This is a genomic window from Luteimonas fraxinea (assembly GCF_021233355.1).
Classification (GTDB): domain Bacteria; phylum Pseudomonadota; class Gammaproteobacteria; order Xanthomonadales; family Xanthomonadaceae; genus Luteimonas; species Luteimonas fraxinea.
This window is the reverse complement of record NZ_CP089507.1, coordinates 546,471-565,420: the sequence shown is the minus strand read 5'-3', so window position 1 is coordinate 565,420 and position 18,950 is coordinate 546,471. Positions and strand designations below refer to the sequence as shown.

The 18,950-nt window shown below is 67.4% G+C and carries 13 protein-coding genes; 7 read left to right on the top strand and 6 right to left on the bottom strand.

Annotated elements, in window-relative coordinates:
- Positions 1-2: 2 nt before the first annotated feature.
- From LU699_RS02460 to LU699_RS02440, 5 genes are all read left to right on the top strand, one after another.
- Entirely contained in the window at positions 3-230 is a 228-nt protein-coding gene (locus LU699_RS02460; RefSeq protein ID WP_232137862.1) for a phosphopantetheine-binding protein, read from the top strand.
- Positions 227-4,147 carry a non-ribosomal peptide synthetase gene (locus LU699_RS02455; RefSeq protein ID WP_232137820.1) on the top strand — a complete coding sequence of 1,307 codons (3,921 nt, stop codon included), beginning with the start codon at positions 227-229 and terminating at the stop codon, positions 4,145-4,147. The genes LU699_RS02460 and LU699_RS02455 overlap by 4 nt, the downstream gene beginning before the upstream one ends.
- A gap of 46 nt (positions 4,148-4,193) precedes the next feature.
- Positions 4,194-5,090: a 2,3-dihydro-2,3-dihydroxybenzoate dehydrogenase gene (locus tag LU699_RS02450; protein ID WP_232580469.1), complete on the top strand. Its 897-nt coding sequence runs from the start codon at positions 4,194-4,196 to the stop codon at positions 5,088-5,090.
- Positions 5,091-5,148: 58 nt separating this feature from the next.
- Complete coding sequence (locus tag LU699_RS02445) at positions 5,149-5,574, top strand: nucleotide triphosphate diphosphatase NUDT15 (RefSeq protein ID WP_232137817.1); 426 nt, start codon at positions 5,149-5,151, stop codon at positions 5,572-5,574.
- A gap of 129 nt (positions 5,575-5,703) precedes the next feature.
- The gene (locus LU699_RS02440) at positions 5,704-6,063 is read left to right on the top strand and encodes a VOC family protein (protein WP_232137816.1); all 360 of its coding nucleotides are present in this window, start codon (positions 5,704-5,706) and stop codon (positions 6,061-6,063) included.
- Positions 6,064-6,286: 223 nt separating this feature from the next.
- Here the strand turns inward: LU699_RS02440 and LU699_RS02435 are convergent, their stop codons facing one another.
- From LU699_RS02435 to LU699_RS02420, 4 genes are read right to left on the bottom strand one after another with little or no spacing between them, the layout of a single operon-like run.
- On the bottom strand, positions 6,287-6,565 hold the full coding sequence (locus LU699_RS02435; RefSeq protein WP_232137815.1) for a hypothetical protein: 279 nt from the start codon (positions 6,563-6,565) through the stop codon (positions 6,287-6,289).
- Positions 6,555-8,909: an FdhF/YdeP family oxidoreductase gene (locus LU699_RS02430; RefSeq protein WP_232137814.1), complete on the bottom strand. Its 2,355-nt coding sequence runs from the start codon at positions 8,907-8,909 to the stop codon at positions 6,555-6,557. Before LU699_RS02430 ends, LU699_RS02435 begins: the two co-directional genes overlap by 11 nt.
- A complete protein-coding gene (gene fdhD / locus LU699_RS02425) occupies positions 8,906-9,793 on the bottom strand; it encodes a formate dehydrogenase accessory sulfurtransferase FdhD (RefSeq protein WP_232137813.1) in 888 nt (295 codons plus the stop codon). Before fdhD ends, LU699_RS02430 begins: the two co-directional genes overlap by 4 nt.
- A gap of 52 nt (positions 9,794-9,845) precedes the next feature.
- Positions 9,846-11,531, bottom strand: a complete 1,686-nt coding sequence (locus LU699_RS02420; protein WP_232137812.1) for an OFA family MFS transporter — start codon at positions 11,529-11,531, stop codon at positions 9,846-9,848.
- 206 nt (positions 11,532-11,737) lie between these two features.
- Here LU699_RS02420 and LU699_RS02415 point away from each other — a divergent pair, with 206 nt between their 5' ends.
- A complete protein-coding gene (locus LU699_RS02415) occupies positions 11,738-12,814 on the top strand; it encodes a substrate-binding domain-containing protein (protein ID WP_232137811.1) in 1,077 nt (358 codons plus the stop codon).
- 202 nt (positions 12,815-13,016) lie between these two features.
- On the opposite strand, the gene LU699_RS02410 is transcribed toward LU699_RS02415, so the two are convergent.
- Positions 13,017-14,681: an alpha/beta hydrolase gene (locus LU699_RS02410; RefSeq protein ID WP_232150344.1), complete on the bottom strand. Its 1,665-nt coding sequence runs from the start codon at positions 14,679-14,681 to the stop codon at positions 13,017-13,019.
- A 208-nt stretch (positions 14,682-14,889) separates the two neighbouring features.
- The gene (locus tag LU699_RS02405) at positions 14,890-16,701 is read right to left on the bottom strand and encodes a DUF885 domain-containing protein (RefSeq protein WP_232137807.1); all 1,812 of its coding nucleotides are present in this window, start codon (positions 16,699-16,701) and stop codon (positions 14,890-14,892) included.
- A gap of 262 nt (positions 16,702-16,963) precedes the next feature.
- On the opposite strand from LU699_RS02405, the gene LU699_RS02400 reads away from it, so the two are divergent.
- Positions 16,964-18,595 carry a TldD/PmbA family protein gene (locus LU699_RS02400; protein ID WP_232137805.1) on the top strand — a complete coding sequence of 544 codons (1,632 nt, stop codon included), beginning with the start codon at positions 16,964-16,966 and terminating at the stop codon, positions 18,593-18,595.
- The last annotated feature ends 355 nt before the right edge of the window (positions 18,596-18,950 follow it).

The following is an 18,950-nucleotide window of genomic DNA, read 5'->3' as shown; positions in this document are numbered from 1 at the left end:
GCATGCGCGCCGATGTCGCCAAGCTCGTCGGCGAAGCGCCGGAAGATGTGCGCGACGACGACAATCTGATGGACCTCGGTCTCGATTCGATGCGCGTGCTGGGCCTGGTCATGGCCTGGGGCGAGCACGGCATCGCGCTGGAGTTCTCGCATCTCGCCGAGCACACGACGCTCGCCGGCTGGTGGCAGGTCGTGCAGGACCTGCAGCGCGACACGCCCGCCGCCGGATGACCGCGACAGCGTCTCATGTCGAAGCCGATGCCTCGACATCGGGCACGGGCTGGCCGCTCACCGAAGCGCAGGCCGGCCTCTGGTATGCGCAACGGCTGGCGACGGACAACCCGGCGTTCAACACCGCGCACGCCTTGTGGATCGACGGCGCGCTGGATGTCGAGGCCTTCGTGCGCGCGGCGGACCAGGCTGTCGACGAGGCGCCTGCGCTTGCGTTGCGTATGCGCGAGACGGGCGACGGTCCGATCCAGTGGATCGACGCGGGTCACGTGCCGCATCTAGAGATCGTCGATCTGTCGGCCGAACCGGCACCGGACGATGCCGCGCGTGCGGCGATGACGCGCGATCGGCTGTCGCCGGTCGATCCCGCGCGCGATCGACTCGCGCTGCAGCGGCTGTACGTGCTCGGCGGCCACCGGTTCGTCTGGTATCTGCGGGTGCATCACCTCGCGACCGACGGCTACGGCATGGCGCTGCTGACCGAACGCGCCTGTGCGCTGTATGCCGACGCATCCGCCGGTGCGGCATTCGCGCCGCTCTACAGCGTGCTGGCCGAGGACGCGAGCTATCGCGCGTCGGAGAAGCGTGCGACCGATGCGGCGTACTGGCAGGAGACGCTGGCCGGCATGCCGGCGGCGTCGGGGCTCGGCAGCGGATTCGCCCATGCCGCGCCCGATTGCCTGCGTCACGTCGAAGCGCTCGACGCGGACTTCCGCGACGGCCTCGCCCGCGCGGCGACCGCGCTCGGCCAGCCCTGGCCGGACGTGCTGACCGCGCTCACCGCTGCCTATTGCCAGCGCTTCGGCGGGCAGGGCGAAGCCGTCGTCGGTGTGCCCTTCATGGGCCGGCTCGGCAGCGCGTCCGCGCGCGTGCCGGCGATGGTCATGAACGTGCTGCCGCTGCGCGTGCCCGCACAGCCGGATGCGAGCGTCGCGGATTTCATGCAGACGATGGTCCGCGCGCTGTTGCGCGGCCGCCGGCATGGACGCTACCGCGGCGAGCAGCTGCGGCGCGATCTCGGCCTGATCGGCGGTCAGCGTCGTCTGCATGGCCCGCTGATCAATGTGCAGCCGTTCTACCGGCCGACACTGCTCGCCGGCACGCGCGTATCGATGGAAATCCTCGGCACGGGACCGGTCGACGACATCACGCTCGGGTTCCGCGGCGATGGCGTGCAGGCGCTCGATCTGGAGATCGAAGCCAATCCGGATCTGTACGCCGACACCGACGTCGCCGCGCACGCGACGCGTCTGCGCACCTTCCTCGGCGCGGCGTTCGAACTTGCAGCGCAGCCGGATGCGCGTCTCGACGACGTGCCGCTGGCGACACCGGACGAAGCCGCGCGCACGCTGTTCGACTTCAACGCCACCGCGCATCCGGTACCCGACACGACCCTGGTCGCGCTGATCGAAGCCTCGATGGCGGCGACACCCGACGCGCCGGCACTCGTGTTCGGCGGCGAGACGCTGACCTACCGCGCACTCGATACGCGCAGCCGCGCACTCGCGCAGGCGCTGCGGGCGCGCGGTGCAGGCGTCGGCACGGTTGTCGCGGTCGCATTGCCGCGCTCGATCGAACTGGTCGTGGCACTCGTCGCCGCACTGCGCGCCGGCGCTGCCTACTTGCCGATGGATCTCGCGCATCCGCTCGAGCGACGTGCGCGCATCTTGCGGTCCGCGCAGCCGGTCGCGCTGCTCGCGAGCGCCGACGACGGGATCGACTGGCCCGACGACGCGCTGCGCTTTGCGCCGCGTGATTGGCCGCAGCGTGCGGACGACGGCGTGCTGCCGTCCGTGGATCCGCAGAATGCGGCCTACGTCATCTACACCTCCGGCTCGACCGGTGAGCCCAAGGGTGTCGTCGTCGAGCATCGCGCGATCGTTAATCGGCTCGAATGGATGCGCACGCATTACGGCATCGATGCGAGTGATCGCATCCTGCAGAAGACACCGGCGACATTCGACGTCTCGGTCTGGGAGTTCTTCCTGCCGCTGCTGGCCGGCGCCACGCTGGTGGTCGCACCGCCGGACGCACACCGCGATCCGGTCGCGATAGCGCGGCTGATCTCCGATGCCGGCATCACCACGCTACATTTCGTGCCTTCGATGCTGGCCGCGTTCCTGAGCGCGCCGGAAGCGCGCGGGCTCTCGACGCGTCGCGTCTTCGTCAGCGGCGAAGCACTGGATGCCGATTTGCGCGATCGCTTCCACGCGACGGTTGCGTCGGAATTGCACAACCTCTACGGCCCGACCGAAGCCGCGGTCGACGTCAGCTTCTGGCCCGCCAGCGCGGACGACACCTCGCGCCCGGTGCCGATCGGCTTCCCGGTCTGGAACACGCGGATGTACGTGCTCGATGCGCGCATGCGCGCGTTGCCGCCGGGCGTCGTCGGCGATCTGTATCTCGGCGGCGTGCAGCTCGCGCGCGGCTATCTGGGCCGCGACGACTTGACCGCCGAGCGCTTCCTCGACGATCCGCATCTGCCGGGTGAGCGCATCTATCGGACGGGCGACCTTGCACGCTGGCGCAAGGATGGCGCGGTCGAGTTTCTCGGCCGCAGCGATCACCAGGTCAAGTTGCGCGGCCTGCGCATCGAACTGGGCGAGATCGAGGCCGCCATCGTCGCCAGTGGACTCGCGTCGCAGGCGGCCGTCATCGTGCGCGAGGACCGCGCCGGTGACCGGCGCCTGGTCGGCTACCTGCAGCCGACGGCGGACTTCGACGCTGCGTCGCTGCGTACCTCCGTTGCCGCGCAGCTGCCGGATTACATGGTGCCGTCGGCCTTCGTCGCGCTCGTCGACTGGCCGGTGACCGCGAACGGCAAGCTCGATCGCGACGCCTTGCCGGCACCCGCGTTCGAGCAGGGCGCATTCGTCGCGCCGCGCACGCCGACCGAAACCGCGCTCGCCGCGTTGTTCGCCGAGGCCCTGGGTGTCGCACACGTCGGCGCGGACGCCGACTTCTTCGCGCTCGGCGGCGATTCGCTGCTCGCCGTACATCTGCTGCTCGCGATCCAGCAGACGTTTGGGCGCGATCCGGGTCTCGGTGCCTTGTTCGCGACGCCGACGGTGGAAAGACTCGCCGCCGCGCTCGATGCGGGCGAGGGCGACGATCCTGACCACGGCCTCGCGCCGGTGATCGCGCTCGCGCAGGGCGAAGCCGCACGCGCGCCCTTGTTCGTCGTGCATCCGGCCGGCGGCATCGCCTGGTGCTATCGCGACCTCGCGCGTTTTCTCGCGCCTGCGCGCAGCGTATACGGCCTGCAGTCGCCGGCCCTCGACCTCGCGCATGCGCTGCCCGGCAGCATCGACACGCTGGCGGCCGAGTACGCCGACCGCGTCGTCGCCCTGCAGCCGGACGGTCCCGTGCATCTGCTCGGCTGGTCGGTCGGCGGCATCCTCGCCCAGGCGATGGCCGTCCGTCTGCGCGCGCTCGGTCGCGAAGTCGGTGTACTCGCATTGCTCGATGCGTACCCGGCCGAGGTCTGGCGTGCCGAGCCCGAGCCCGATGCCATCGCCGCATTGCGCGCGTTGCTGGCGATTGCCGGCTACGACCCGGATGCGTATCCCGAGCTGCGTACGCGCGAGGCCATTGTCGATTTCCTGCGTCGCGGCGACAGCGCGCTGGGCAACCTGCCGGGCGCGGTGCTCGACGGTGTCGTGCGCGCGGTGACCGACACCAATCGCCTGGTGCGACTGCATCACCACCATCGATTCGACGGCACGCTGCTGCACGTGCGCGCCGGCAACGATCATGCCGACCGCCCGCAGCTGCAGGCATCGTTGTGGTCGGCGCATGCCGCGCGCATTGATTCGATCGCGTTGCCGTTCCTGCACGCGGAACTCACGGGCCGCGACGCCACCGCGCGCATCGCGCCGATGCTCGACGCGCGACTCGCGGCGTTCGACGCGCGCTGACCGGCGCATCCTTCATTCGACAGACGAAATACCGGGAACCGCACGCATGCAACTCACAGGCTTCGACGGAAAGCTCGCTCTTGTCACAGGCGCGGCAGGTGGTATCGGTGCTGCGGTAGTGCGGCTGCTTCAGGAGAGTGGCGCGACGGTGGTGGCGACGGATCGGGAGGCGCCGGTGGTGGGGGCATCGTCCGGAGACACTGCGTCGGCTGATGGGGCCCTCACCCCAACCCCTCTCCCGGAGGGAGAGGGGCTCGAATCTCGAGGTCGTCCGCTTTTGAGCCCCTCTCCCCCTGGGAAAGGGGTTGGGGTGAGGGCAGGTCTCGCGACCCTCCATTCCCACGCCCTCGACGTCACCGACGCGGCCGCCGTCGACACCCTGATCAAACAGATCGAAGCCGACATCGGCCCCATCGATCTCGCCATCAACGTCGCCGGCATCCTCTCGACCGCATCGGTCCTCGACCTCACCGCCGAAGAGTGGCGCCGCACTTTCGCGGTCAACACCGACGGCGTCTTCCACGTGTCGCAGGCCGTGGCCCGTGTCATGGCGCCGCGCCGTCGCGGCGCGATGGTGACCGTCAGTTCCAACGCCGCCGGCATCCCGCGCCAGAACATGGCGGCCTACGCCGCGTCGAAAGCCGCCACGACGATGTTCGTGCGCTGCCTCGGCCTCGAACTCGCGCCGCTGGGCATCCGCTGCAACATCGTTGCGCCCGGTTCGACGCGCACGCCGATGCAGACCGGCATGTGGACCGACGCCGGCGGCGAGGCGCGCACCATCGCCGGCACGCTGGAGACGTTCAAGAGCGGCATTCCATTGGCCAAGCTCGCCGAACCCGAGGACATCGCGAACGCGGTGATGTTCCTGCTGTCCGACCAGGCCGGCCATATCGCGATGAGCGATCTCTACGTCGACGGCGGCGCCACGCTGCGCGCGTGATTGACTCGCATCGGCGCATCGCGGGATCACTGGCTTCTACACACGACAGGACACGGGAATGACAACGCAAGTGCAGACCGGCGCAGTCCTGGTGGGCGTCGGCGTGATCATCCTCCGCGACGGCAAGGTGCTGCTCGGCGAACGTGCCGGCTCACATGGCGCCGGCACCTGGGCCTTGCCTGGCGGCCATCTGGAGTTCGGCGAAACGGTTGCGGACTGCGCGCGGCGCGAGGTGCTGGAAGAAACCGGGCTCGCGATCCACGACATCACGCCCGCGCCGTACACCAGCGATGTCTTCGCCGTCGAAGGCCGCCATTACGTGACCCTGTTCGTCACCGCGCAGGCGACTGGTGAGCCAGCGGTGCTCGAACCCGCGAAATGCCTGGGCTGGTCGTGGTGCCGTTGGGCCGACCTGCCGGCTCCGTTGTTCCCACCTCTGCAGACCCTGCACGATTCCAGCTTCGTACCTGCGGGCGCGGTCTGATTCTTCATCGTGGATCGGCGCTGCTTCCAGGCGCGAGTCTCTTCCGCACCAAACGAATGAAGCGCCGCGCAGGCGCGACGTGCCGACGGCATTGGGGCATCATCCGCGAAACCGCACCGGAGCCCCGCCATGCCCGCCCACGAAAAGCTCAACTACGTCGAACTTCCCGCCCGCGATCTCGATGCGACGAAGCGGTTCTTCGCGCAGGTATTCGGCTGGACCTTCGAAGACTACGGTCCGGAGTACATCGCGTTCTCGAACGAAGGACTCGACGGCGGTTTCTATCGCGCGGATCTGCAGGCGCGCAGCGAGGCGGGCAGTGTGCTGCTGGTGTTCTACAGCGCACGCATCGAAGAGACGCTGGCGAAGGTCGAGGCCGCGGGCGGCACGATCCTGAAACCCGTCTTCGAGTTTCCGGGCGGTCGCCGTTTCCACTTCGCCGAGCCGAGCGGCAACGAGTTCGCGGTGTGGTCGGATCCGGTCGCCTGAGCGGTGCGACAGCGCGCTGCACATCCCGATGCGCGGATCAAGCGGCAAGATCCACCGGCATCGGCAGGGTGGTGAAAATTTGACCGCATGAAATGGGGCCGCCTGCGAGGCGGCCTCGCGGTGCTTATCCACACCTTTGTCATCAGACCATCCACATCCGGTGTGGACAACGCAGGCCGAAGTGCTCGTTGCGGTGCGGTCAAGCGCGGCGTAGAAGCGCCGGTCAAGCCGGCGCGCTGTCGTCCGGCTGCAGCAGCGACATCGCGACTGCGCGGCCGCTGTCGGTGAGTTGCGCGAGCGTCCGCTCGCCATCTTCGACGGTGCGGACCCAGCCCGGGCCCTGCGCATCGCCGATGCGTTCTTCGCCGAGGTAGGCGAGGGTGCGCAACAGCACGCTCATGCGAACCCCGAGACGCTTGCACAGTCGCGGCAGCGACATGCCATCCGGCGCTGCCGCCAGTTCGGTCAGCAGCGCCTGCAGCAGGGCTTCGTCAGCGGACAATGGTGGCTGTGATGTCGCGCTGGCGCGGCATGTGCGCGCCGACGTCGGCGACGTGCGGGGTCACGATGACCGGTACCGACTTCGAGGTCGGCGTGCGCGATTCGTCGGCGAAGCTCGACAGCGGCACCAGCGGATTGGTCTCCGGGTAGTAAGCGGCCAGACATCCGCGCGGGATGTTGTATTCGACCAGCAGGAAGCGCAGGGCCTGACGGCGCACGCCGTCCTCGCACAGGCTTTCCAGGTCCACCCAGTCGCCGGCCTTCATGCCGAGCGCGGCGATGTCATCCGCGTTCGAAAACAGCACGCGACGCTCGCCGAACACGCCGCGATAACGGTCGTCGAGGCCGTAGATCGTGGTGTTGTACTGGTCGTGCGACCGCGTGGTCGCGAGCGTGAACACCGGCTGCGTGCCGTGCATGCGGCGCGCGCGATGGATCGGATTGTCGGTCGGCACCGGGCAGGCGAAGAACACCGCCTTGCCGGCCGGATTCACCCACTTGCGATCGCGCGCCGTATTCGACAGGCGGAAACCGCCGGGCACGCGCACGCGGGTGTTGAAGTCATGGAAGTCGTCGAAAGTCATTGCGATCAGGTCGCGGATGCGGTCGTAATCCTCGACCACGCCCAGCCAGTCGATCCTCGAACGCGCGCCCAGTGTGGCGTGCGCGAGGCGCGCGACGATCGCCGGTTCCGACAGCAGCGTGTCGGACGCCGGCGGATTGATGCCCGATGACAGGTGCACCATGCTCATCGAATCCTCGACTGTCACGCCCTGCGGGCCGGCGGCCTGGATGTCGATCTCGGTGCGGCCCAGGCACGGCAGGATCAACGCGTCCTTGCCGTGGATCAGATGGCTGCGGTTGAGCTTGGTGGTGACGTGCGCGGTGAGCGCGCAGCTGCGCAGACCGCGCGCGGTCGCGTCGGAATCGGGCGTGGCGATGGCGAAGTTGCCGCCCATGCCGAAGAACACCTGGCCGCGGCCGTCGATCATCGCCTCGATCGCGCCGACGGTATCGAAGCCGTCCTCGCGCGGGGGCTCGAAGCCGAATACGTCGCGGATGCGATCGAGAAACGCGACCGGCGGCTTCTCGTAGATCATCATCGTGCGGTCGCCCTGCACGTTGCTGTGGCCGCGCACGGGGCACGCGCCGGCGCCGGGACGACCGAGGTTGCCGCGCAGCAGCAGCAGGTTCATCAGCACGTTGATCGTCGCGACCGAATGCTTGTGCTGTGTGATGCCCATGCCCCAGCACGCGATGACGCGTTCGCACGAGAGATACAGCTCGCCGGCGCGACGGAGCTGCGCCTCGTCGAGTCCGGATTCCTCGATGATCACGTCCCAGGATTCGGCCAGCACGTCGACGACGAACTCATCGAAGCCGGTCGTGTGCTCGGCGATGAACGCATGGTCGAGCAGCGATGGCCGGCCGAGTCCGGTCTCTTCCACATCGCGTTCGAGCACGTGCTTGATCATGCCTTTCACAGCCGCGAGGTCGCCGCCGATCTTGAGCTGGAAATAGTCCGAGGAGATCTTCGTCGAACTGTAGGTCGCCATCTCCAGCTTGTCCTGCGGATCGGCGAAACGTTCCAGGCCGCGCTCGCGCAGCGGATTGAACGAGACGATCTTTGCGCCGCGCTTCGCCGCCTCGCGCAGTTCGCCGAGCATGCGCGGATGGTTGGTACCGGGATTCTGGCCGAAGATGAAGATGCCGTCGGCGAGTTCGAAATCGTGCAGCGACACCGTGCCCTTGCCGACGCCGATCTGCTTCTTCAGCGCGGTGCCGGACGACTCGTGACACATGTTGGAGCAGTCGGGAAAGTTGTTGGTGCCGTACTCGCGCACGAACAGCTGATAGAGGAACGCGGCCTCGTTCGAGGTGCGACCCGAGGTGTAGAAGATCGCGTTGTCGGGCGAGGGCAGGGCGTTGAGATGCGTCGCGACGAGACCGAGCGCTTCGTCCCAGGTCACCGGCACGTAGTGATCGGTCGCCGCGTCGTAGCGCATCGGCGTGGTCAGCCGTCCCTGCTGTTCCAGCCAGTAATCGCTGTACTCGGCTAGCTGCGTGACGGTGTATTTGGCGAACAGCTCGGGACCGGCGCGGAACTTCGTCGCTTCGGCGGCGACGGCCTTGGCGCCGTTCTCGCAGAACTCGAAGGTCGAGGTGTGGTCGCGGTCGGGCCAGGCGCAGCCGGGGCAATCGAAGCCGTCGGGCTGGTTGGCCTTGAGCAGGGTCTTCGCGCCGCTGACCGCGATCTTCTGTTCGGTCAGATGCTTGGCCACGCTCTTGAGCGCGCCCCAGCCACCGGCGGGACCGTCGTACTTGCGGATCGTGTCGTTGCTCATGGGGCAAAGCTCCTGCCTGTGCGCGCGGCGACCGGCGATGTCGCCGGCGGGGGCAGCAGCCGCTGCGCGTGGGTGTATACGGCATGCCCGTCGTCGCGTGCGAAACCGATCAGGGTGAGATGGGCGCGCTCGGCCAGCGAAATCGCCAGCGCAGTGGGCGCGGAAATCGCCGCCATCAATGCGATGCCGACACTCGCCGCCTTCATCGCCATTTCGTAGCTGGCGCGACTGGTGACGACGAGGAAGCCGTCGGCCGGATCGAAGTTATCGGCGTGCAGCGCGCCGATGAGTTTGTCGAGCGCGTTGTGGCGGCCGACGTCCTCGCGTGCGAGTTGCAGCCTGCCGTCGAGCGACGCCCAGCCTGCCGCATGCGTCGCGCCAGTGAGGGCGGCGATGGATTGCGCATCGCGCAGTGCGCGCAATGCCCGTGACAGTGATTCGGGTGACACACGGACATCGGTCGTGACCGGTGCCGGATACCGCAATGCCGCTTCCAGCAACTCGCTGCCGCAGACGCCGCAGCCGCTGCGTCCGCTCATGCTGCGACGACGTAGCGCCAGTGCCTCGGCGCGCGCCTCGGGAATCCGCAGCCGGATCTCGATGCCTTCGATGAAATGCGCGATGCCTTCGATCGCCACATCCTCCGGCGCATCGACGATGCCTTCGCTGATCGCGAAACCGCGCGCGAAATCTTCGAGGTCGGCAGGCGTTGCCATCATCACCGCGAACGGCACGTCGTTGTAGACGAAGGCCACCGGCACTTCTTCGGCCACGTGGTCGTCGACCTGACGCACCGCGCCGTCGCGCCAGCGTTCGACCGGACGGCGCACCGCGCCGGCCGTCGCGTCGCTCTGAAGAAGATCTGTGTTGGGGGAACGTGTCATGTCGGGAGGGTACCGGCGACCGCGTGAGCGGCCGCCGGTCCTGGCTCATGCCTCAGGCGAACAGCACCAGGGCTTTTTCCAGCGTTTTCCAGATGCCGAAGGCGAGCGGAATGCCGACTGCGGCCCAGCAGAACGCGACCAGTGCCGGGTTGCCACCCGCGCCGATGCGATCCATCTCGTCCTGAGAGATCAGCGACTTGCCGCTTGCGTCGACCTTCTCGTGCGCCAGCTGCTTCTCGTGCGCCAGTTCTTCCGGCGACATGAAGTACTTCGGGTTCACCGGACGCACAAGCAGGTTGCAGATCAGGCCCAGCACCAGCATGCCGGCGAGGATGTACATCGTGGTGTTGTAGACCTGCGACGGCGGCATGCCGAGGCTCAGCTGATGCTCGCGCATGTAGCCGATCACAAGCGGGCCGAGAATGCCGGCGGTCGCCCATGCGGTCAGCAGGCGGCCGTGGATCGCGCCGACGTGCTGAGTGCCGAACAGATCGGCGAGATACGCCGGCACAGTGGCGAAGCCGCCGCCATACATCGACAGGATTACGCAGAAGGCCGCAACGAACAGCGCGATCGAACCGGCGTTGCCGAGCGTCGGCGCCGAGGCGTACAGCGCGATGCCGAGCACGAAGAAGATCGAGTAGGTAACCTTGCGGCCGAACTTGTCCGACATCGAGGCCCAGAAAAACCGGCCGATGATGTTAGCCAGGCTCAGCATGCCGACGAAGCCCGCAGCGATCGCGGCGATGGCCGACAGCTGCTCGGTGCTCAGATCACCGAAGCCGACATCCAGACCGATCAGACGACCACCGAACATCTCCTGCAGCATCGGCGAGGCCAAGCCCAGCACGCCGATACCGGCCGACACGTTGAGGCACAGCACGCCCCAGACCAGCCAGAACTGCGGGATGCCCCAGACGCGCTTCACGTGCACGTGGCCCTGGGTGATCATCGCGTTGTCCTTCGCCGGCGGCGGCGTCCAGCCCTTCGGCTTCCAGCCGGTCGGCGGCACGCGATAACCGAACGCGCCGGCCATCATGAAGACGAAGTAGGCCGCGGCCATCATCAGGAAGGTTTCCTTCACACCGACCGAGGTCGGCGTCGCGAAGTGGCGCATCAGCATGTCGGCCAGCGGGCTGCCGATCAGCGCACCGCCGCCAAAGCCCATGATCGCCATGCCGGTCGCCATGCCGCGGCGGTCCGGGAACCACTTGATCAGCGTCGACACCGGCGAGATGTAGCCCAGGCCCAGACCGATACCGCCGATCACGCCCGAACCCAGCCACAGCATCCAGATCTGATGCAGGTGCACGCCGAGTGCGGAGATCAGCAGACCGCCGCACCAGCACAGTGCGGCGACGAAGCCGGCCTTGCGCGGACCGACGCGTTCCAGCCAGCCGCCCCAGATCGCTGCCGAGCACCCCAGCAGCACGAAGAACAGCGTGTACATCCACTGCAGTTCGCTGATCTGCCAGTCGCAGCTGGCCGAGGTGATGCGGGCGAAGAAGCCCATGTCGGCGCCGCAGGCAATGGCGGCATCGATGCCGACCGCCTTCGACAGCGGCAGCCAGAACACGCTGAAGCCGTAAGCCATGCCGATGCACAGATGGATCGCCAGCGCGGCGGGCGGGACCAGCCAGCGGTTGAAGCCGGGCTTGGCGATGATGCGTTCTTTCGAGAGCAGGCTGCCTTCGCGGGCGCTGCTGGCGGGTTGTGTCGTTGCGGAACTGGTGGCCATGAATCCTCCCCGGGTCGATGTGCCGATCTCTGACCTTTGTCGCGTATTTATGTTCTTGGATACATATTGGCTGCGACAAATCGCCGCAACGGTACCCCCGCAACCCTTGTGCCGCCAGTTCCAATGGTCGAATATCCGGCTTTCAGGAACATATTGAACCTGCGGCCGATGCGCGCTGCGCTGCAGCAGGTTTGAGGGAGTCGCGCATGTACAAGGTCCGCATCCAGCCGCGTTGGGAACTGGAAAGCGCTGCGGGCGCTAAGCTGCCGTCGCATCTGGTCGAGCTGCTGATCGCGGTACGCGGGACGGGCTCGCTGGCCGCGGCGGCGCGCAAAGTCGGCCTGTCCTACCGCTACGCCTGGGGCCAGCTGCAGGACGCGCGCGAAGTCTTCGGCCAGCCGCTGCTGCGCATGACCCGCGGCCGCGGCGCGCGCCTGACCCCGATCGGCGAACGTCTGGTCTGGGCCGACAACCGCATCGCCGCGCGCCTGACACCGATGCTCGACAGCCTGGCCACGGAACTCGAAGCCGAACTCGAACGTACCGTCAGCGCGCATGCCACGCCGCTGCGCATCCACGCCTCGCACGGCTTCGGCGTCGAAACGCTGCGTCGCACGATGGCCGAAGCCGATCTCGCGCTGGACCTCAAATACCGCAGCCCCGACGACGCACTGGTCGCGCTGCGCAGCGGTGCCTGCGATATCGCCGGCCTGCACCTGCCGATCGGCGATCTGGAACCCGCGCTGTTCGTGCACTACCGCGACCGCCTGGATCTCGACGCCGACCGGGTGATCCATCTGGCGATGCGCCGTCAGGGTCTGGTGCTCGCGCCGGGCAATCCGCGCGGCATCGAGACGCTGCAGGATCTCGAACGCCCCGACATCCGCATGATCCATCGCCAGCCCGGCTCCGGCACGCGCCTGTTGCTGGAAGCGATGCTCGCGCGCCACGGCATCGCGTTCGAACGCATCCGCGCCTGCGACGTCGAGGAGCTCACGCATGCGGCGGTGTCGGCCTACGTCGCCAGCGGCCTGGCCGATGTCGGCTTCGCGCTGGAGCCGCCTGCGCGCAAGTACGGCCTGGATTTCTTCCCGCTGATCACCGAGCACTATTTCTTCCTGTGCCACAACGATGTGCTCGATTCCGGGCGACTGACCGCACTGCTGACGCTGTTGCGCAGCGATGGATTCCGGCGCGATCTCGGCATGCTGCCGGGGTACGACCCGAGCTACTGCGGCAAGGTGCAGACATTGCCGGAGGCGTTCGAGTCGGCGCGGGGATAGGGCGGTGCATGCGCTGTGTTGACTGCGCCGGAGGAAGCAGACATCCGCGCGTCATCCCGGCGAAGGCCGGGATCCATTCTGACGCTGTGCTTCCGGATAAACATCAGAATGGGTCCAGCGTGCGCCGTGGCGACGGCAAAACGAACGTGCTGCCCGGTGTGGCGATCGTGGGCATCCCGGCGGATGGCAGCGGTTGCGAGCGCTACAAGCCCTCCGCCGCCAGCGTCGCCTTCAACGCCGCCACCGAATCCGCGTCCCACGTCGCCCCCGTCGTCGCGATCCACGCATCGACATAATCGTCGGCGGCGAACACGTGTCCGTATCCGGTCGGCGTCGAGGTCGCGACCGCCATGTCCATGCCGAGCTGCAGGAACGTCACCAGCGGAAACCAGCGCAGCGAATCGGACACGTCGTCCGCACGCGGCCCGGCCAGCCAGTCCGGGCGCCGCAACGCCGAGCCGGCTTCGAAGAACGTGATCGGGTCGCTCGGATACTGCAGATAGACGATGCGCGTGCCGCCCCATGCCGCATCGCCCGCCGGCGCGCCGTCCTGGGTCATGAAGCGCACGACCGAACCGTCGCGATACCGCGGACGCCAGGCCGGCGTGGCGGGATCGCGGCCGAGCGTCGCGTGACGCCAGGTGCGACTCGGAAACGGGGGGCCCGCCCACAGCGCGCCATCGAACGGTTCGCCGATGATGTCGAACAGATCGACCGAAAGATCGGAGTTCAGCGCGCCGAGGCTCAAGCCATGCAGATACAGACGCGGGCGCTGGTCGCGCGGCAGCGTGCGCCAGTGGCCGTGCACGGCGGCGAACAATGCGCGCGCCGAATCAGCGCCATAGGTCGGGTCGACCATCAGCGCCAGCCAGCTGGCGAGGTATGAGTACTGCATCGAGACCGTCGCGACATCGCCGCGCTGCAGATATTCCATCGCCTTCTGGCTCGCGGGATCGAGCCAGCCGGTGCCGGTCGGCGTGTTGATCACCAGCGTCGAACGCTCGAACGCGCCGACGCGGATCATCTCCGCCAGTGCGAGCTCGGCGCGCGCCCGGATGTCCGGCGCGGAATTCAGGCCTACGTAGATCCGCAGCGGTTCCTGCGCGGGTTGTCCGCTCAGCGCTTCGATCTCGACCTGGGTCGGGCCGGCGGCGACTGCGGCACGGCCCATGCGACCCAGGCCGGACCACCCGAGCAGCGACGCTTCGCTGCCGGTCTTCAATGGATCGAGCGGCGGATCGAGCGCGGTGTCGACGACCGAATCGAGTTGCCGGTAAGACGAATCCAGCGCACGCAGGCCGGCCTCGAACACGACGCCGTTGCCGATCGACCAGAACAGCAGGCCGGCGAGCGCGACGCTGACGATCAGCGACACGCGCCGCGGCAGATGCCGGCCCAGACGCTGAGACAGCACGTACACCACGCCGCCGAACAATCGGCCGAGCAGCAACAGCACCAGCGCGACACCGCCCGCCACCAGCCCGACGAACACCGGGCGCGCACTCGCAACCGCCTCCATGCCCATGCGCGCACGAATGTCGTTCTGCCAACCGGAGGCCTGCGCGAGAAACCCGATCACCATCGCCGCGCACACGACGACCGCGAGCCCGGTCGCGACACGCCCGACCGCCAGATCACGCAATCGCGGTAGACCGAGGAAGATCCACAGCCAACGCATCAGCACGCCGACGCCATATCCGGCCGCGAAAGCGATGCCGGAGAGCACGCCCTGCAGCAACGCGTCGCGCGGAATCAGACTGGGTGTCAGCGATGCCGCGAAGCACAGCGTCCCAAGCCAGAGCCCCATGCTGCACAAGGGATCGAGCATGCGCGCGGCGGCGTGGCGAAGAGAAGCGCGTGTGGGCATGACGCGATGATATCGCGGGTCAATAATCGACCTGCTGACACCTGTTCCGCCCTGACGACCTGGGCTCGTGCTCTCGGTCATTAGGGAATCGTTCGGCACCGTCATCCCAGCGCAGGCTGGGATCCATTTTGATTCTGATGCTTTGCGCGAAAATCAAAATGGGCCCCAGCGTTCGCTGGGGCGACGGTTGCGGGTGCGCGAGCGACGTTTACTCGATCGTCTCGTCCAGCATCAGCTGACGCGCGAAGCGCACCGGTGGGGCGCCCTGGGCCAGCATGTCGTCGTGGTACTGCTTGAGGTTGAACGCCTCGCCGGCCTTGGCTTCGGCCGCCTTGCGCGCGTCGAAATGTTCCTGCGCGCCGACGAAATACGTGGCGAGCTGGGTCGACGACAGCTGGGCGCGGATCCACTTGCCTTCGGCTTCGCTGGTCTGCTGGAAGGTCTGGCGGACCATCAGGTCCATTGCCTGTTCCTTGGTCCAGTTGTCGACGTGGATGCCCTGGTCGAGGATCGCGTTGGCCACTGCGCGCGCGTAGAACTTCAGCTGCATCAGGCGGAACAGCGGATCGTTATCGGCGTAACCGGCGTCGGCCATCATCCGCTCGGTGTAGACCGCCCAGCCTTCGGCGAACGGACCCGAGCGGAACACCGCGCGCAGCGTCGACGGATGGTTCACCGAATGCGCGCCCTCAAGGTAATGGCCGGGCATCGCTTCGTGGATCGTCAGCACGTGGATCATGTGCTTGTTGTATTCGCGCAGGAACGAATCGACCTGGCCGTCGTCCCAGTCGTCCGGGATCGGCGAGATCGCGTAGTAGGTGTCCAGGCCCTTGTCGAGCGGACCGGGCGAATCGCAATACGCGACCGCAACACCGCGCTGGAATTCCGGCATCAGGATGATCTTCACCGGATCGTCGGGCACGGTTACCAGATCGTGCTGACGGGTGAACTCGGTCGCGACATCCAGCGTGTGCTTGGCGAAATCGACGACTTCATTGCGGCCCGGCTTGTCGGCATAGGCGACTTCCATCGCCGCTTCGATCGCCGCCTGGCGCTGGTCTTCGCTCGGCTGCGCCGGCGTCTCCGGTGCGCCTTCGCGATCCTTGAGCACGGCCTGGACGACGACGTACATCTCGTCGCGGATGCGCACCAGTTCGGCTTCCGCGCGCTGGCGGATGTCCTGGCGGCTGAGCGAGGAATTGAGCGCGAACTTGAGCTTCTGGTCGTAGATCTCCGCGCCGACGCGGAACTCGCCCTTGGCGTTCGGCACCAGCGTGCCGTCGAGCCAGGTCTGGTGTTCGTCGACGGCCGCGCGCAGCGTCGCCACCGCGGCGTCGAGACGCGTGCGGTCCTCGCCCTGCAGCTGGTCGGCGTTCGGGGTGATGAACGTGTCGATCAGCGACAGCACGCCCTTGTTCTGCGCGGCAACGGTGCGCGCATGCGTCGCGGGCACGCGCGCCGGGTCGAGGTTCTCGCGCGCCTGGGCCAGGATCGTCGGGATCTTCTCCATGCGCGCGGTCGCCGACTTCAGGCGCTCGGGCATCGGTGCGAATTCGCGCGCCATCAGGTTGTAGATCGCGCCGCCCGCCAGGCCGCTGTACATCTGCGGATCCCAGGCCCAGCTCTGCAGCGTTTCGGTATCCCAGATGCCGTACTCGAGGGTGTTCTTGAGGATCAACGCATCGACATGGTTGTCGCGCGAGAGCTGGGCGAGATCGATTGCATCGAGCTCGGTCAGATAGCGACGGTTGAAGTCGAGACCCGCCTGGCGGCCGGCCGCGGAGAGATCGTCCACTTCGGAATCGAAGCGGTGATCGCCGATCTGTGTGGCCGAGATCGGCGAGAACCGCATGCCCTCGTCGAGATAGCGCTTCGAGAGTGCCGCGAACGCGGCGTCGGCCTGCGACGGTGCGCTGGCAGCGGGCGCGTCCTGCGCGGTGGCGGGCGCGGTCGGCGCCTCACGGTTGCAGCCGGCGAGGGCGGCGGTGAGCACGGCGACAGCGAGCAGGGAACGACGCATGCGGCGGTTTTCCGGGTACGGGACAGCGGGCAAGCATAGAGGCGCGCCGGCGGCCTTGCATGTGCCGATGGTGGCGGAACGGGTCCGCAGCGGTGGAAGGCGCACACGCGTCACGCCGCGTCATCGGCAACGCCAGGCTGGCCCGGCCCACGTCACGTATGAGCGCGCATACAGGTGCGGAAAAATGGCGCCTGATTTGACGCATGCACCATGCGCACCGAAGAATCGGGCGGTATGCGGCCATCGCCGCGGGGAGAGTGGAATGCGGCGTCGTGACTTCATGGCCTACGGTGGAATCGGGCTTGGCAGCCTCTTGTTGCCCGGTGGCATCGGCCGCGCGATCGCTGCGGAAGACCTCACCAGCACGCTCGATCCGGCGCTCAAGAAACGGCTCGCCGATGTCGCCCTGCAGGCGTCACGCGATGGCGGCGGCAGCTATTGCGACGTGCGCATCGGACGCTACCTGCGCCAGTACGTGATGACTCGCGAGACGCGCGCTGAAAACGTGGTCAACGAGGAATCGACCGGCGTCGGCATCCGCGTGATCGCGAACGGTGCCTGGGGCTTCGCGGCGACGCGTGCACTCGATCCAGACGGCATTGCCGAAGCCACGCGGCAGGCGCTGGCAATCGCCAAGGCCAATGCACGCATCCAGACCGAGCCGGTGCAGCTGGCACCGGTGCGCGGCGTGGGTGAGGTGTCGTGGGCGACGCCGGTGCGCCGCAACGGCATGGCCGTGCCGCTGGAGGAAAAGGTCGCGCTGCTGATGGACGTCAATGCCGCGGCCACTGCGGAAGGCGCGGACTTCGTGAGTTCACGACTGTTCCTGGTCAACGAGCAGAAGTATTTCGCCAGCACTGACGGCTCGTACATCGACCAGGACGTGCATCGCATCTGGGCACCGTTCACCGTCACCGCTGTCGACAAGGCCAGCGGCAAGTTCCGCACCCGCGACGGCCTGTCGGCGCCGATGGGTCTGGGCTACGAATACCTCTCGCCCGATCCGGCGCAGCGCTTCGAACTGCCGGGCGGCGTGATCGCCTACGGCCAGGCCTACGACATGCGCGCCGATGCCGCAGCGGCGGCGCGTCAGGCGCGCGAGAAGCTGTCCGCACCGTCGGTGCAGCCGGGTCGCTACGACCTCGTGCTCGATCCGTCGAACCTGTTCCTGACCATCCACGAGAACGTCGGCCACCCGCTCGAACTCGACCGCGTGCTCGGCTACGAGGCCAACTATGCCGGCACCAGCTTCGCCACGCTCGACAAGCGCGACGAGGGATACCGTTGGGGCAGCGAGATCGTCAATTTCTTCGCCGACAAGACCCAGCCGGGCAGCCTCGGCGCGGTCGGTTTCGACGACGAAGGCGTGCAGTGCAAGCGCTGGGATCTGGTCAAGGACGGCATCCTCGTCGACTACCAGACCACGCGCGACCAGGCCCACATCCTCGGCAAGACCGAGTCGGATGGCTGCAGCTATGCGGATGCCTGGTCGAGCGTGCAGTTCCAGCGCATGCCCAATGTGGCGCTGGCGCCGGGCAAGGCGCCGCTGACGGTCCAGGACATGATCGCGGGCGTGGAACGCGGCCTGTACATCCACGGCCGCGGTTCGTACTCGATCGACCAGCAACGCTACAACGCGCAGTTCGGCGGGCAGCTGTATTACGAGATCAAGAACGGCGAGATCGCCGGTATGGTGGAGGACGCGGCCTACCAGATCCGCACGCCGGAATTCTGGAACGCCTGCTCGGCGATCTGCGACGAGCGCGACTTCCGCCTCGGTGGTTCGTTCTTCGACGGCAAGGGCCAGCCGAGCCAGGTCTCGGCGGTGTCGCACGGCTCGGCGACGACGCGCTTCGACGGGATCAACATCATCAATACGGCGCGGAATATTTGAGGCGTTCAAAGCGCCTCGTAGGATGGGTAGAGCGCAGCGAAACCCATACCGTGTGGCTGAAGTCGGCATCGGTGCGAGCGTCTGCCCTCACCCCAACCCCTCTCCCCTAGGGAGAGGGGCTCGCTCAACGTGCGTCTACGGATTTTCATTGCATCCAGCGCATCGCATGACCCAGCACCTCTCCCTCCGGGACCAGCACCTCTCCCTCCGGGAGAGGTCGACGCGCGCAGCGCGTCGGGTGAGGGTCGGCAGTGAGGCAGTGCAGAACGCTTTTGCTCGATCCGCGGACAGCCATCTCCAACGCTTCGCCCTCTACACACCCACCCAGCGACCCCCATCACACACGCGTATGCCG